Source organism: Microcoleus sp. AT9b-C3, from assembly GCF_036705485.1.
GTDB lineage: Bacteria > Cyanobacteriota > Cyanobacteriia > Cyanobacteriales > Microcoleaceae > Microcoleus.
The window spans coordinates 161,614-176,097 of sequence record NZ_JAUBUR010000007.1 but is presented as its reverse complement, the minus strand read 5'-3'; the positions used below and the strand labels follow the sequence as shown (position 1 = coordinate 176,097).

Here is a 14,484-nt window from a genome sequence, read left to right as displayed (position 1 = left end):
AGTCTGACAGTAAATTTTAAGTAAAACTTAACAAATAGGTAAATTTGTGGAACGAATACCAATTCTTCAAATGGGAGAATTTTTGCTAGTAACAATTCAAGTAGATATGCACGATCGCTTAGCAATGACGCTGCAAGATGACCTGACGAACCGCATCGTAAAAACAGGTGTTAAAGGTGTGTTAATTGAAATTTCTTCCCTGGAAATTGTTGATTCTTTTATCGGTCGCATTATCAACAATATCGCTAGTATGTCACGAATTTTAGATGCGGAGACAGTTGTAGTCGGGATGCAGCCAGCGGTTGCTATTACCCTCGTTGAGTTGGGGCTTTCCCTGACAGGAGTTCGCACAGCTTTAAGCGTTGAAAAGGGCATGATTTTGTTAAGAAAATCCTTGGGTTGGTATCTTGACGAGCAATCTTCAGTTGACAGTTGACAGTTGACAGTTGACCGCTTTATAGCGACCTCTACCTGGAAGTCCGAGGATTGGAGTAATAAATAGTCTTCTTTTAATTTCTACCTACAAGGCTTGGGGCTTTAAACCAATTCTTTCTGGTAAGCAGTCGATTAATTGTCCCGTAACTTAGGCACAGGCAGTAAAGAAACCTAGTTTGTTTGTAGATACCCTGTTGACAAACTAAAGATTTCTTAGGAAAGGGCTTACGCACTCAAGGGGGTTAAATCAAGGGTTTAAGATTCCTGCACTATGTTCTCTTTAGAGAGAAAATCGTAGTAAGTGTGTAAGTCCTATTAGGAGAAACTAAGTTGACGAGTGTAAGTCCTATATTTTGTGGAGAAGTTCTATTTTGGTACAGTAGCCGCCATGTCAAAACGTGAGACACTAGAAATCCGATCGTCATCCGATATAGTCCACGTCCGACAGCAAGTGCGAACTTGGGCTGTAGCAATGGGATTCGGTTTATTAGACCAAACAAAAATCGTTACCGCAGCCAGCGAACTCGCCCGCAATACTGTAGACTACGGCAAAGGGGGAACTGTAACTCTCGAAACGCTGCAATTAGGAACCCGCAAAGGGCTGAGGCTGATATTTGAAGACAAGGGCCCGGGAATTCCAGACATCGAATTAGCAATGACCGACGGTTATACTTCTAATCACGGTTTGGGTTTGGGGCTCAGTGGTTCCAAGCGGTTGATGCACGAATTTGAGATTGTTTCCAAAGTGGGTAAGGGAACTAAAATTGCGATCGTCCGCTGGCGCTGAAGAAGTAATACGATTTGAGAGTTGAGATTTTTGATTAAACCATTGGGAATGACCGAAAGTATCCTGGATACAAGCCCCCCGATGAATCCGTGGGGTTAATGCTTCAATTCTAAAATCTAAAATCTAAAATCTAAAATCGATTGAGTGAGGACGATCGGGGTTTGGAGGTTGCGTATAGTTGTATTATTTTTTTAAATTGGTATAAACAGTAACCAGCAAAGCCAAGAAGTGATTCTTGGAATCCCACACCATACCCGGAGAGGGTTGGCGTATGGAGGATTTCATTATGAGAGCTTATAAAAAATGATAGATGCCGTAGCCTTGCCCGTAACAGAAGAAAGTCAAGTCGGAGAAGCGCGGCGAATCGCAGTCGCCCTGGCGGCCGAAGTCGAATTTAACGATACCGATCGCGGTAAAGTGGCAATTGTTACCACCGAAGCAGCAAAAAACGTGGTCAAGCACGCGGGCGAAGGAGAAATTTTGCTGCGAACATCAAAAACAGCCGCAGGATATAGCATTGAAATAGTAGCGCTAGACCGGGGCCAAGGAATGGCAAATGTCGCGCTTTGTCTGCGGGATGGTTTTTCTACAGCGGGAAGCCCTGGAACTGGACTGGGGGCAATTAAACGCCTCTCTACTTTTTTTGATATTCATTCTGTACCAAAACTGGGGACAGCCTTATTAGCGCGGCTGGAACCGACCCAAAATAGCCGGGAAGTCTTCCAAAACAGCAATTACTTGGAATTTGGGGTTATCCACTTGCCGAAAGTAGGAGAGCAAATTTGCGGCGATTCCTGGGCGGCAGAAAATCACCTTGACAAAAACCTGATTTTAGTTGCAGACGGGCTCGGATACGGGGATTTGGCCCAGGAAGCGTCTCGCGAAGCAGTGCGGGTATTTCAGGAAAACGCCAAACTCGGGCCGAAAGCAATTTTAGAGAAGGCGCACACTGCTTTAAAAAATACCAGAGGAGCGGCTGCGGCGATCGCCCAAATAGATCCTACCCAACAAACAATTTGTTTTGCCGGAATTGGAAACATCAGCGGTGTAGTTGTCACAGATAACCAAAGCCGCAGCATGGTTTCCTACAACGGCACAGTTGGACATATGATGCGAAAAGTAGCAGAATTTGTCTATCCTTGGTCGCAGCAGTCCCTACTCATCATGCACTCCGACGGTTTGGCGGCGCAGTGGAATTTAAACCGCTACCCGGGTTTAGCCTCCAGACATCCTGCTTTAATCGCAGCCGTGCTCTACCGGGACTTCAAACGCACTCGCGATGACATGACAGTTATAGTAGCCAAGGTGAGAGAAGCAGCGTGAGTTACCCAATCCTGACGACGGAAGTCCGCTTTGAACAAGACATCGTACAAGTACGCCAGAGAGCTCGCCAAATTGCTAAAGGGCTGGGATTCGATTCCCAAGTACAAACTCGCATCGCCACAGCAGTTTCCGAAATTGCCCGCAATGCTTTCAAATATGCAGGCGGTGGCAAAGTAGAATTCATTGTGGAAGGGGAATCACCCCAAATTTTTCGGACTCGGATTTCTGACACCGGGCCGGGAATTGCTGATTTACCGGCTGTGTTAAGCCCCAATTTTAGATCGCAAACTGGCGCGGGACTCGGTTTAGCAGCAGCCAAACGGTTGATGGACGAAGTGCAAATCGACTCGGCGCCCGATCGCGGAACGGCTGTACAATTAATTAAACAGTTTTCCAAAAATATGCCCGCGCTGAGTGCGATCGAACTCAATCAATTAGTTGACAAACTAGCGCGCCAAATTCCCGAAGATCCCTATGCCGAAATTCAGCAGCAAAATCAAGAATTACTACGCACTTTAGACGAACTCCGCCAGCGTCAAGAAGAACTCGTACAATTAAATCAACAACTAGAAGATACCAATCGCGGAGTCCTGGCACTTTACGCTGAATTGAACGACAAGGCCGAATCTCTCCGGCGCGCCAGCGAACTCAAAACCAGCTTTCTCTCCAATATGAGCCACGAGTTTCGCACTCCGCTAACGGCAATTATGAGCCTTTCGGAAATATTGTTAAATCGCCTCGACGGAGAACTTTCAGCAGAACAGGACAAGCAAGTAAATTACATTTACAAATCCGCCGAATCTCTCGCAGAACTTGTCAACGACTCGTTAGATTTAGCCAAAGTGGAAGCTGGAAAACTAACTGTTCGCGTGGCTGATTTTGAAGTCGAAGATTTGTTCAGCGCCCTGCGAGGAATGATGCGCCCCCTGCTTCCCCCAAACTCTGCCGTTTCTATAATTTTTGAAGATCCTCTCGAACTTCCCATCCTCACAACCGACGAGGGAAAAGTTTCTCAGATTTTGCGAAATCTGATTTCTAATGCCCTCAAATTTACCGAAGCAGGTGAAGTTCGAGTGGCTGCGGAAATGGGAGAGGAGGGAACAGTTACTTTTTCAGTAGCAGATACGGGCATCGGCATTCCTCCAGCCGATCAAAGGCGGATTTTTGAAGAATTTGTCCAACTCGAAAACCCCTTGCAGAATGGCGTCAAAGGCACGGGATTGGGATTGTCTCTGTGCAAAAAACTGGCGGAATTTCTAGGGGGAAGTATTGAAATCACAAGTTCACCCGGAGTGGGTTCGACTTTTTTTGTCACACTGCCGATTCTGTATCCGGGAGATACAGAAAACTCTTTGGAAATAGCTGCTGCTAAGGCAGATGAAATACCGCAGGCGAGCGCAAATTCTCGCTCGCCAGTGCCGGATTCAGCAGCAAAAGTTCTGATTGAGGAGGATGAAGATAGTTTTTCGGTATTTGCTGAAAGACTTGCTGGCAAAAATTCATTGTACTGCGATATAGGTCGCCAACGGTGGTGAAGCTTGGGTTCGGCTGCTCTTTGAGCCACCGCAAGCAATTTTTATCGACATTGTGATACCGGATCTGACCGAATTTAAGGTTTGGGAAGGGTTGAAGTGCGATCGCACTACTTGTCAAATACCTGCTATCGTGATGAATTCAAAACATTTTGGGTTACATCACTTTTTTGCTGTGCGGGATGCTAGCACTGCACGGTGAAAAATATTATTCCGATGCAAGGGGAAACAATATCAGGCCTTGTAGCTTTTGAGAACTGAAGTCCGATGCTGCGAACCTAATTATATTTTTTTCACCAAATTTTATATGGTTCGTAAGAGCGTTAATTTATAGCAGGCAATATTTATTTAATTTGCAACAGCATTTAACCTTTGTGCTGTAAAATGTAGCAGTTCTCAGTGGCCGACTATATAGTAGGGACTTACCGAGTGCCTGTTTTCGTGTCGGCGATCGGCTAAAACCCATGATAAATCTCGTTCTTAGCAAAGTCTGGATTATTAAAAATAATGCAACAGTAAGGCCGCGATCCAAACCCATACCAAATAAGCCATTCTCAATTCTTAAATCGAAAATCTAAAATCCAAAATCTAAAATGGTATGACTTTCATCTCCCTTCAATATGCCCTGTTTCTGTTAGTTTTGTTCGCGGCTTACTGGTTGGTTCCGCTGCGGTGGTGGCGGCTGTTCATCATGTTGGCGGGTAGTTTAATTTTTTACGCTTCGCTGCAAATTTGGTATATTCCTCTGCTGTTAGTCGGTGCTTTGTTTAATTACTGCTTGGCGATGGCGATAGGGGAACCTCTGGATTGGCGGATTGCTAATGAATCTTGGAACCGGCGCCGTTTGTTGCTGCTGTGGATAGGCATCTGCCTGAATGTGTTGCTGCTTCTGGGCTTTAAGTATGTGCCTTTTTTATTGAGTTCGATCGGCACTTTGTTCAATTGGCCTGTAGCTATCGACGGGGCTGACTGGGTGAAAAGTCACGTCATCGCACCTTTGGGATTGAGTTTCTTTTGCTTTGAGTGCATTGCTTATTTGATTGACGTGTACCGAGGCGCGCCTGCTGCTACTTCGCTGCTGCACTTTGCTGCTTACAAGTTGTTTTTTCCCAAACTGATTTCCGGCCCGATTACTCGGTATCACAACTTGATCTATCAACTGAAAACCCAACAATTTCCGACGCCCGATCGCATTTCTGAGGGACTTTGGACGATCGCCTTTGGTGCAGTAAAAAAAGGTCTTTTCGCAGATAACTTAGGAATTTATGTCGATTTAAGCTTTACCAACTTGCAGCGGGCGGGTAGCGAGGATTTGTGGCTGGCTATTTTTGCTTACGGGCTGCAACTTTATCTCGATTTTAGTGGCTATGTTGACATGGCGCGCGGTACTGCTTTGCTGCTGGGTTGGTATTTGCCACCAAATTTTGATTTTCCTTATTTTAGTGCCAGTATAGCTGATTTTTGGCGGCGCTGGCACATGACTTTAGGCGATTGGCTACGCAATTATTTGTATTTTCCTTTGGGCGGTTCGCGAGTCGGTTTGTGGCGCACTTGTCTGAATTTGGCTATTGTCATGTTAATTGCGGGAATTTGGCACGGTGCGGCTTGGGGATTTATTGTGTGGGGGGGTTTACACGGTTTGGCTTTGGCGGTTCACAGGCTGACTGATGTGCTGTTTAAGCGGTTGCGGATCGAGTTTTTGTGGGAAAATCCGATCGGGATTGCGATCGGTTGGCTGTTGACTCAGGCGATGGTTTTTGGTAGTTGGATATTTTTCCGTCTTCCCGATTTAAAAGATTCTGGATGGGCGATTTCGCATTTGTGGGGACACACTGCTGACGTGCAGTTTGCTGAGAAAGTTTATGGGGAAGCTTTGGGTTTGGAAAGAGTGCATTTAACTTGGATGTTGGCGGCTTTGGCTGCGGCGATGCTGGGGAATTATGCGTTGAGTCGGGGTTTGAAATTGGAGTTAAATTGGCCGCTGAAATTGGTGTTAGTGCCGCTTTGTTTGTATGCGGTTTGGGTGTTGGCTCCAGAAGGGGGTTTGCCTTATATTTATTTTGATTTTTAGGTGATCTTTGATTCCCGTTTTACTCCCCGTAAGGTGCGCAATGCGCACCTACAAATACATTGAGTTGCGCATTGCGGTTCCTGCAAGGTGCGCAGTTTTACTCCCCGTAAGGTGCGCAATGCGCACCCTACAAATACATTGCGCTTCCCGTAAGGTGCGCAATGCGCACCCTACAACTGATAAGAACACCAGTCACTCCAACTACCGACATAAAGTTTAGCATCGGAAATTCCGGCGATTTCTAAAGACAGTAAATTAACGCAAGCCGTCACCCCAGAACCGCAATAAACAATAATTTCTTCGGCTTTTTCTAATTCCGTCCACCGCTGTTTTTGTTCGGATGCCGATCGCACTTTTCCAGTTTCATCCGTCACCCCTTGCCAAGGATAGTTAACCGCACCCGGAATGTGACCTGCAATGGGGTCGATCGGCTCCCGCAAACCTTCATATCTCTCGCTTTCTCGCGAATCAACCAAAACCTTTCCCGGCAAGTCTTTACGCTCTTTTACAGCCTCAATATCTACCGCCAAATCCTGCTGCAAATGAGCCACAAATTTACCCTCGCGGGGGTCTGGCAAAATATTTGTTACCGGATAGCCCGCCGCTTTCCAGCCACTGAAACCGCCGTCTAACAAAGCAACTTTGCTGTGTCCCATATATCGCAGCAGCCACCACAAACGAGCCGCAAAAGCTAGCCGCGAATCGTCATAAGCTACGACTAAAGTTTCTGGTGAATTAATACCGATCGCGCTCAATTTCGCAGATAATTCTTCAATATTTGGCAGGGGATGTCTACCGCCGTGTTTGCCGACTGAACTCGCCAGGTCGCGGTTTAAATCTAAATAGAAAGCTCCGGGAATGTGACTTTCTTGATATTGTTTTTTTCCCAATTCAGGGTCGGCAAGGGAAAACCGACAGTCAATAATTACAACTTGCGGGTTGTCGGTATTGGTGGCTAACCATTCAGGAGAAACGATGTAGTTGTTGTCAGTCATAATTAGTCAAATCTATATTTTAACATCTATCTGGAAGGAGATTTTTTCTCTGGTTCTGCCTTGTCGGAAAGAGATTTATTAGAATTGGCTTTCTCTGAAGCTCTATTTTCAGAATTGGATTTTTTAGGAGTTGCTTTCTCCGAAGTTTCTTTGGGCGAATTGGATTTTTTAGGGGTTGCTTTTTCCGCAGGTGATTTTTCGGCTGGTGCCGGAGTTGGAGTTGGCAGAGGCGGAGTTACTGCTGCTTCTTGAGCGTAAAGCAGATATTTCTGATACTCAATTACTTTTGCTTGAGCTAGTTGATGGTTGGGGCTAGAAACTGGTACTCTTCTCATTAATGATACCGCTTCTTGCCAACGATCGGTAACTGTAGTCCAATCTTCCTTGGTTTTTGCCGATCGCCCTAATTCTGCTGCTTTGAGTGCGCTGTTAACGGCTTCTCGAAAAGTATCTGGTGCAGTTGCTAAATCTGCTGTTTCATCGGGATTATTCCCCGCAGTTGCTGTCGGCTCGTTTAAAATCTTACCGACAAACGCCACCACGGCGATCGCCAACATACCCGTTACTAGGCCGACTACAATGAAAGTCGATCGCAGCCGATTCTCAAATGCAGCAAGTTCGGGCGGTTTTTCCTCCTCAAAATTGTTCTCCATCTCTGTGCGATCGTCTATATTAGCAACAGCAGTATTTGGCACAGATTCTCCTGCAAAGCTCTGTTGTTCAAAATTGATGTTCTCCAAACTAAACTCTTGACTCCAAGCAGCAGCAATCTGACCGCTTTCTCGCCCCTCAACCTTCACTTTGCGAATCGAATCCGGCTGCAAATTCGTCAGCTCGGTGCGAACAAAATCAACTAATGTATCTTCTATCGGTACCTGCTCGGCCTCAAGAATTACATCCAAACAGTCGCCGTCGAGATTCGCCGAGGCTGTGATGCCTTCAGATTGTAACTTGCTGTTTAGCCAAGATGCGATAGCAGTGGCGAGATTTCCCTGCTTGGCAAGTTCCTGAAAATTAACCTCTGTCATAGCTGGACACCTGATAACGCAGAAGATAGAAGAGAGAAGGCAGAAAAAATAAAAAATTCAGAAAGAGTTTTTTGGAGTTGAAAACACAATAACTGAAATTCAACAAATAGTATAATGTATCGTGGCAAATCCCAGCCCAAAGATGCAAATTATCACTCTCGCTAGGCCTGGCATCCCTTGGGGCAGGACTTGCATTCCTAGCTAAAAACCGAATTCAGGTTTTTGGTGATGAATCCAAGTTCTCTCGCTCAGCCGTCAAATACTGCTGCAACCGGGTTTTTGATACCGGGCGCGCCAGTCCAGATATTGCAAGCATCGCCCCTAAAACCAGCCTCCGCCTGGAAAAATCCTCGATCGCGCGGATGGGAGATGGGAAATTTTAGGTGAAAAATTTGTGCGATCGCAGTGCCATCGGCCGGCAGCGAGTGATATCATCAGTTTGTCAATATTCAAGTTTTTATAGCAAATAACTCGATCGTACAATGGTAGCAATAGCAATTTTAGCGGCTGGACGCGGCACGCGCATGAAATCTGACTTGCCCAAAGTTCTACACGAATTGGGCGGTCGATCGCTAGTTGAGAGAGTCCTCCAAAGTTGTCAAGAAGTTCAAATTACCAGGCGACTTGTCATCGTCGGTTATCGAGGCGAACTCGTTAAAGAATCTCTAATTAGAGGCCAAGAAATATCGGAGAAAAATTCTCAACTTCCTCCCCTAGAATTTGTCGAGCAAACCGAACAATTGGGAACAGGTCATGCCATCCAACAATTGCTGCCTCACTTAGAAGGATTTCAAGGAGACTTGCTGGTCTTAAATGGGGATGTACCTTTGCTGAGGGCAGAAACTATCAAACAATTGATAGCAATTCACAAACAGCACCAAAACTCTGCTACTTTATTGACAGCTAATTTGCCGAATCCTCAAGGGTACGGCCGAGTATTTACCGACAGTCAAAACTTAGTCCAGCAAATTGTCGAAGACCGGGACTGCACACAAGCTCAAAAGCAAAATCACCGCATTAATGCAGGTGTTTACTGCTTTCACTGGCCGGATTTAGAGAAAATTTTGCCAGAATTGAAGGCAGACAATGACCAAAAAGAATATTACCTAACTGATACGGTAAATTTCCTCAATCCGGTGATGGCCGTGGATGTGGAAGATTATCAAGAAATATTGGGAATTAACGATCGCAAACATTTAGCCACAGCTTGCGATATTTTGCAAACGCGGATCAAGGACAAGTGGATGACGGCGGGAGTGACGCTGCTAGATCCCAACAGCATTACGATCGACGATACAGTAGAGTTGCAGCCGGATGCGGTAATTGAACCGCAAACTCACTTGCGGGGCAAAACTTCGATCGCCTCTGGGAGTCGCATCGGCCCCGGCAGTTTGATCGAAAACAGTCAGATTGGGGAAAATGTGACTGTGCTTTATTCGGTGGTTTCTGACAGTATAGTTGCTGAAAATTCGCGAATTGGCCCTTACGCACACTTGCGGGGACACGCAGAAATTGGGGCGAACTGCCGCGTCGGCAATTTTGTAGAGTTGAAAAATACTCAAATAGGCGATCGAACTAATGTCGCTCACTTGTCTTATTTAGGCGACGCGACTTTGGGAGAAAAAGTCAACATCGGTGCTGGGACAATTACGGCAAATTATGACGGAAAAAACAAGCACAAAACTCAAATAGGCGATCGGAGTAAAACTGGTTCTAACAGCGTGCTGGTGGCACCGATAACTGTGGGGGAAGATGTTACTGTAGCGGCGGGTTCTGTGGTAACAGAAGATGTGCCGAATGATTGTTTAGTAGTTGCGCGTTCTAGGCAAGTTGTCAAACCAGGTTGGAAGTTGAAAGAACCAAAAAAGTGAACAATTGTTCACTTTTTAGATGATTCAGTTTCCACCTGCGAGTTTGGCACTGGATACCAAAGAAAGCCGGTCTTTCTAACGGCAGCGATCGCACTCTAGAAGAGATTTTGGTGAAAAACCCGGTTTCTGCGTAAGTCCGCAACCTTGAGAAATCGGGTTGATCGCGATCGGCTATTTTGTGTTATTTTTGCTCGTGCAGATAGTTGTTAATCGCTTTGGCGATTTCTACTTGCTTGTAGGGACTCATCGTGTGGGGCAGGGATATTCGAGATCCTCCACAAACTAACAGTCTGACTTCGTACCAAGTGTCATTCTGCCGATCTTTGGTTCGATCGACTTCCACGCCATAAATCTCGCACAGAGAGTATTCAATTACTTTACGTGCAAGCAAACCCTGCTGTTTAACAGTCAAGGTGTTTAAATTTCCATCGAAGCTGAAGGTTTCATTATTTCTCAAGACGATCACTGCGGCTGCTGCGAGCAAAAATATGCCTCCTGTCCATCCCAACCAGCGATCTTCTTGGCTTAAGCGCAGCAATCGATCTTTGGCATTTTTAACAAAAAAATTGATGTCAGAAGCAACAGCGTCTTGGCTTCCCCAATTAGGGGAGTTAGCAGTGAAAGGAACATTGCCAACAGAAGTTAGAAGTACAACTCGGGTTTTATAGCCGCATCTTTGAACTTTAGCTCCCTGCAAAGAAGCCAGCTCAATTTCTTGGATTTTTGAACCCAGTAAATTCGATCGCACAATCTGGCAACTGCCTTGTTTGGCCTGCAATCGTTGGCAGCTCAGGGTTGCTTTATGATAATCAAAAGCCAGCCCGAACAGTCCAAAAGCCATGAATAAACAGCTAGGCAACCAAAAATCAAATATGCTTTGAGTCTGAATTATTAATTCACTTGCTGTTTGCTTGATTATTTTCATTTATTCCACCCTTCAATTCCAAAAATGATGTTACAGATCGCCTTACTCACCCCGGTTAGCCGAATTGTTAACTTATATATTATTTGAAGTCGTCCTCTGCCATGACCCCTTTTATTTTTGTAATAGGTTAGCACTAAAATTGCTGACCGACAACAAATATCGCTAGTTTACCTGCTGCTGGATTTAAGATAGCTTTCCATGATTTTAAATATATGAATCTTAAAAATATATTAATTATATTATGGGGAATAAAACGTTAACTTCGCGCTCCCTAGGAAAATAATCACCCAGATGAGTACAGGTTTACATTTTGTTACATTATCAGGTTTATTTGCGCCTACCTAATTATCGTTAGTTATCCATTTGGGCGATTTCCTACAGGATAGCTACGATTCACGGACTTGCACGGCAAATACATTGCTAAGGCTGCGATTATCGTTAATCGAGATATAGCTGCGAATCAAGTCAGCCATTTTGTGTTGTTCTGTTAGTGAATAGCTTCTTAAACAGATGATATCGCCCCCGAACATCCACAAATCGACATAATAGCTACGATTTCCCTCGCTATCTCTCACTTCCTCTAATTCCACCGCAGAAATCTCGTGAGTTGAGCATTCGGTAACATCATGAAACCATACACCCCGTCGTTTAATAGTCATTTTGCTAAAAGTTTTATCAAAAATGTATGTTTCATCTATCGGGCCGTCCAACAAAGAAAGCGAAAACAACAGAAATATGCCTCCCCCTATCCAATTTGATGCTAAAATAATCTGCAATAATCCAATGATGATGAAGGGACAAACTAATAGCAAGCCATCCCAGCAACTCGCAGTATTAATTATTAGTTTATTTGGTGTTTGCTTGAGAATCTTCATGAGTTTAATTGTTGTTGAATTTTAAAAAAATGTAAATTACTTATCTATCCGCTGTAGGCAACTTTTAATGCACGGATTATTATTTGACATTGTTTTGGACGATCGCACTTTTGGTGTTGTAAATAGCCTTGACAGCATAAGCATCGCCCGGACGTACCTGTAAAGCTCTGTTAAAATTGATTAAAGCGGTTTGATAGTCTCCCTGTCCGTAGTAGATATAACCGAGTTTCATCGATTGTTTGAAGTCATATTTTTGAGCAACAGGAGCAGAATTAGGCTCAGCAACAGGTGCTGCGGCAACAGGAAATGACTCGAAAGCAGGAGATAACTCTTGATAGGGTGATGGAGAAGTGTTGAAATCAGAAGGAAAATAAGAGGGCGATTGCTCGTTAGCCGCCTGCTCTACATTAGGCGCAGATTCAGAGATTTTTACAAAATTTTTGCCATAAAATACTGAAGTAGTAATTCCTCCCAATACAAACATCAGCAATCCCGCACCTTGAATTAAGAATGTTTTTCTGATTTTTTTATTGCTCCAATTTTTGATATAAAAAACCAATGAAGCCAAGGGGACAAGCAAGTAAAGCACTCCCCAAATAGTTTCCTCTCCAAAAGCTTGAATTAATCCCCAAAAATAGCCAACAAGACTTACAACTAAACCTAGGATGAAAAATAAGGCGATCGCAATTCCAGGCATTTTCTATTTTTCCGATTGAGGGATAGTTATTTTGCCAACTGTAAAAGAGCAGATTTTCTACCTGAAACTCACTACCCTGTTGGCTGTGTTAAAAATAGATTAGCGGTGACAACAGTTCGATCGCGCACAGCGAATGTTAGGATTTTGGTTAGGAATTTGACTAGGAACTCGATCGCGACTGCCGCAAATGATACCCTCTACCCTCGATCGACCCGAAGAACCATTTGCACGCGCAAGCAAAGGCTGGGACATCCAAAAGCTTTATACCGACTTGGCAAATGCCAAACAAGAATTCGCCCCCCACACCAGAAGAGGGCTGACACCCGTAGAAAAGCGGCATCTCTGTGGCTTGTTGTGCGGCTACAGCCCAGCGGAAATCGCGGTTTTTCTCAACAAACAAATCAAAGGTGTCGAAGTTGATTTGTCAAAAACTTTGTACCGATACATAGAATTATTGACAAATCGACCCCGAAATGCTCTCAAAAATTGGAGAGATGCGATCGACTGGCTGGAAATAGCCGGATATAAAACGCAGCCAAAAACCTCAACCGGCGCCATCTTAAAAGCGACTCTTCACCATTCAGACAGGATTTTATCTGCAGCTATCAGTCCCGACGGACAATTAGTGGCAACGGGATCTGACGACAGTACAGTGAAAATTTGGAGTTTGCACAGCGGTGAACTGCGGCAGACGATTTTCGGACATTCAACAGCGGTATTGCTAGTGGCTTTCAGCCCTGCCAGCAAAACGCTGCTGACACGATCGCGCGCGGGCACAGTCAAACTCTGGAACCTGCAAAACGGCGAACTGCTGAAGCGTTTGGCAGACGTGCACCGCCACGAATCCGTCGCCGTCAGCCCCGACTGGCAAATTTTGGCGATCGGCACCACCCGCGGCACCATCAAGCTTCTGCACCTCAACACCGGCCAACTGCTGCAAGTTTTGGAAGGCTATAAAGGGGATGACATTAGTGCGATCGCCCTCAGTCCCAACGGCAGAATGCTAGTAGCCAGCGGCCTCAATGCAGCCAGCGGTTTCTGCCGCGCCACAGTCACTTTGTGGGAATTGCCGGGAGGCGAAGTAAGGCGAACGTTTGGCAGCGAAAATTATGTAGCAATTTCTCCCGATAGCCAAATTCTTGTCAGTCACGGCGGCAAAACTATCAAACTGTGGAATTTGCAAACAGGCGAATTATTGCATTCGCTGCATACAGGAATTCGCATCACTTCCGCCGCCGCAATTAGCCCTGATGGGAAATACTTTGCAGTCGGCTGTTTTGACGGTACTGTTAGACTTTGGAATCTTCGCGGCGAATTGCTGCACACTTTAGATGGACATTCTAGCGCTGTGTCTGCGGTGGCGATCGGGCTTTTGGGCGAAACTATCGTCAGCGGCGGGGAGAATGGTACAGTTAAACTTTGGCAACTGCAGATTTAAGATTGCAGAGGTGACGGGCGATGGCTTAAATTATTAGTCCTGGACGCATAAACTTTATCTGTAGGGTGCGCAATGCGCACCTTACGATTATCTTATTAGAGTATAATTGATTTAAGGTTTTTTAGAATTGCCCAGACAATGCAACTGTCAGAAGAAAGAAATATTGCATTGAAACAGAATCGTCTGGCAGAACTGAGACAAAAAATTGCTAGCGGTACTCAGCAAATTGTTCAAGGAAAAGTGACTGATGGTGAATTAATTTTTACTAGATCGCAAGAAAAAATTCGCTCAATTTCTGAGTCGAAGGAATGAGGACAAGGCATTGCCGTTTCCCTACCCCAAAATAATCAATTTTCCTGGCTTTGTATGTAAGCATCGCCCGATTAATTGTAGAGAAACGGCACGGCACCGAGTCCTGACTGTGGGTAATATCAATTCGGATGCCACCAGATTTGATATAAAACTAACGCCGATCGAAAACCCCGACTTCTTGGAGAAGTCGAGGCT

At 45.1% G+C, this 14,484-nt stretch carries 14 protein-coding genes; 9 read left to right on the top strand and 5 right to left on the bottom strand.

Annotated features, from left to right (window positions below; translation table 11 throughout):
• The first annotated feature begins 46 nt into the window (after window positions 1–46).
• The 5 genes from QUB77_RS09270 to QUB77_RS09250 all read left to right on the top strand — a co-directional run bounded on the left by QUB77_RS09270 (window position 47) and on the right by QUB77_RS09250 (window position 6,148).
• Window positions 47–436 carry an STAS domain-containing protein gene (locus QUB77_RS09270; protein WP_333171614.1) on the top strand — a complete coding sequence of 130 codons (390 nt, stop codon included), beginning with the start codon at window positions 47–49 and terminating at the stop codon, window positions 434–436.
• A 387-nt stretch (window positions 437–823) separates the two neighbouring features.
• Window positions 824–1,222 carry an anti-sigma regulatory factor gene (locus tag QUB77_RS09265; protein WP_333161485.1) on the top strand — a complete coding sequence of 133 codons (399 nt, stop codon included), beginning with the start codon at window positions 824–826 and terminating at the stop codon, window positions 1,220–1,222.
• Window positions 1,223–1,525: 303 nt separating this feature from the next.
• On the top strand, window positions 1,526–2,545 hold the full coding sequence (locus QUB77_RS09260) for an ATP-binding SpoIIE family protein phosphatase (RefSeq protein WP_333171611.1): 1,020 nt from the start codon (window positions 1,526–1,528) through the stop codon (window positions 2,543–2,545).
• Window positions 2,542–4,080, top strand: a complete 1,539-nt coding sequence (locus QUB77_RS09255; RefSeq protein ID WP_333171609.1) for an ATP-binding protein — start codon at window positions 2,542–2,544, stop codon at window positions 4,078–4,080. The genes QUB77_RS09260 and QUB77_RS09255 overlap by 4 nt, the downstream gene beginning before the upstream one ends.
• A 595-nt stretch (window positions 4,081–4,675) precedes the next feature.
• Window positions 4,676–6,148 carry an MBOAT family protein gene (locus tag QUB77_RS09250; protein ID WP_333171607.1) on the top strand — a complete coding sequence of 491 codons (1,473 nt, stop codon included), beginning with the start codon at window positions 4,676–4,678 and terminating at the stop codon, window positions 6,146–6,148.
• 170 nt (window positions 6,149–6,318) lie between these two features.
• Here the strand turns inward: QUB77_RS09250 and QUB77_RS09245 are convergent, their stop codons facing one another.
• Together QUB77_RS09245 and QUB77_RS09240 are read right to left on the bottom strand one after the other, a co-directional pair.
• Window positions 6,319–7,143 (bottom strand): sulfurtransferase, encoded by an 825-nt coding sequence (locus tag QUB77_RS09245; protein ID WP_333171605.1) that lies wholly within the window; start codon window positions 7,141–7,143, stop codon window positions 6,319–6,321.
• 26 nt (window positions 7,144–7,169) lie between these two features.
• Window positions 7,170–8,171, bottom strand: coding sequence for a hypothetical protein (locus QUB77_RS09240; RefSeq protein ID WP_333171603.1), 1,002 nt, complete (start codon window positions 8,169–8,171; stop codon window positions 7,170–7,172).
• A gap of 228 nt (window positions 8,172–8,399) precedes the next feature.
• Between QUB77_RS09240 and QUB77_RS09235 the strand changes: the two genes are divergently transcribed.
• Together QUB77_RS09235 and glmU are read left to right on the top strand one after the other, a co-directional pair.
• Window positions 8,400–8,558: a hypothetical protein gene (locus QUB77_RS09235; protein ID WP_333171601.1), complete on the top strand. Its 159-nt coding sequence runs from the start codon at window positions 8,400–8,402 to the stop codon at window positions 8,556–8,558.
• Between the two features lie 95 nt (window positions 8,559–8,653).
• Window positions 8,654–10,042, top strand: a complete 1,389-nt coding sequence (glmU, locus tag QUB77_RS09230) for a bifunctional UDP-N-acetylglucosamine diphosphorylase/glucosamine-1-phosphate N-acetyltransferase GlmU (RefSeq protein WP_333171599.1) — start codon at window positions 8,654–8,656, stop codon at window positions 10,040–10,042.
• Window positions 10,043–10,223: 181 nt separating this feature from the next.
• Here the strand turns inward: glmU and QUB77_RS09225 are convergent, their stop codons facing one another.
• The 3 genes from QUB77_RS09225 to QUB77_RS09215 all read right to left on the bottom strand — a co-directional run bounded on the left by QUB77_RS09225 (window position 10,224) and on the right by QUB77_RS09215 (window position 12,539).
• Window positions 10,224–10,967, bottom strand: a complete 744-nt coding sequence (locus QUB77_RS09225; protein WP_333171597.1) for a hypothetical protein — start codon at window positions 10,965–10,967, stop codon at window positions 10,224–10,226.
• Window positions 10,968–11,353: 386 nt separating this feature from the next.
• Window positions 11,354–11,842 (bottom strand): hypothetical protein, encoded by a 489-nt coding sequence (locus QUB77_RS09220; RefSeq protein ID WP_333171595.1) that lies wholly within the window; start codon window positions 11,840–11,842, stop codon window positions 11,354–11,356.
• A gap of 79 nt (window positions 11,843–11,921) precedes the next feature.
• On the bottom strand, window positions 11,922–12,539 hold the full coding sequence (locus QUB77_RS09215) for a tetratricopeptide repeat protein (RefSeq protein WP_333171593.1): 618 nt from the start codon (window positions 12,537–12,539) through the stop codon (window positions 11,922–11,924).
• Between the two features lie 187 nt (window positions 12,540–12,726).
• On the opposite strand from QUB77_RS09215, the gene QUB77_RS09210 reads away from it, so the two are divergent.
• Window positions 12,727–13,977 carry a WD40 repeat domain-containing protein gene (locus tag QUB77_RS09210; protein ID WP_333171591.1) on the top strand — a complete coding sequence of 417 codons (1,251 nt, stop codon included), beginning with the start codon at window positions 12,727–12,729 and terminating at the stop codon, window positions 13,975–13,977.
• Between the two features lie 138 nt (window positions 13,978–14,115).
• A complete protein-coding gene (locus QUB77_RS09205; RefSeq protein ID WP_333171589.1) occupies window positions 14,116–14,289 on the top strand; it encodes a hypothetical protein in 174 nt (57 codons plus the stop codon).
• Window positions 14,290–14,484: the final 195 nt, after the last annotated feature.

Coding starts and splice junctions, on each gene's coding strand:
- QUB77_RS09235 (WP_333171601.1), top strand. CDS start 8,400: ATGAATCCAAGTTCTCTCGCTCAGCCGTCAAATACTGCTGCAACCGGG.
- glmU (WP_333171599.1), top strand. CDS start 8,654: ATGGTAGCAATAGCAATTTTAGCGGCTGGACGCGGCACGCGCATGAAA.
- QUB77_RS09215 (WP_333171593.1), bottom strand. CDS start 12,539: ATGCCTGGAATTGCGATCGCCTTATTTTTCATCCTAGGTTTAGTTGTA.
- QUB77_RS09220 (WP_333171595.1), bottom strand. CDS start 11,842: ATGAAGATTCTCAAGCAAACACCAAATAAACTAATAATTAATACTGCG.
- QUB77_RS09245 (WP_333171605.1), bottom strand. CDS start 7,143: ATGACTGACAACAACTACATCGTTTCTCCTGAATGGTTAGCCACCAAT.
- QUB77_RS09205 (WP_333171589.1), top strand. CDS start 14,116: ATGCAACTGTCAGAAGAAAGAAATATTGCATTGAAACAGAATCGTCTG.
- QUB77_RS09265 (WP_333161485.1), top strand. CDS start 824: ATGTCAAAACGTGAGACACTAGAAATCCGATCGTCATCCGATATAGTC.
- QUB77_RS09240 (WP_333171603.1), bottom strand. CDS start 8,171: ATGACAGAGGTTAATTTTCAGGAACTTGCCAAGCAGGGAAATCTCGCC.
- QUB77_RS09210 (WP_333171591.1), top strand. CDS start 12,727: ATGATACCCTCTACCCTCGATCGACCCGAAGAACCATTTGCACGCGCA.
- QUB77_RS09260 (WP_333171611.1), top strand. CDS start 1,526: ATGATAGATGCCGTAGCCTTGCCCGTAACAGAAGAAAGTCAAGTCGGA.
- QUB77_RS09250 (WP_333171607.1), top strand. CDS start 4,676: ATGACTTTCATCTCCCTTCAATATGCCCTGTTTCTGTTAGTTTTGTTC.
- QUB77_RS09225 (WP_333171597.1), bottom strand. CDS start 10,967: ATGAAAATAATCAAGCAAACAGCAAGTGAATTAATAATTCAGACTCAA.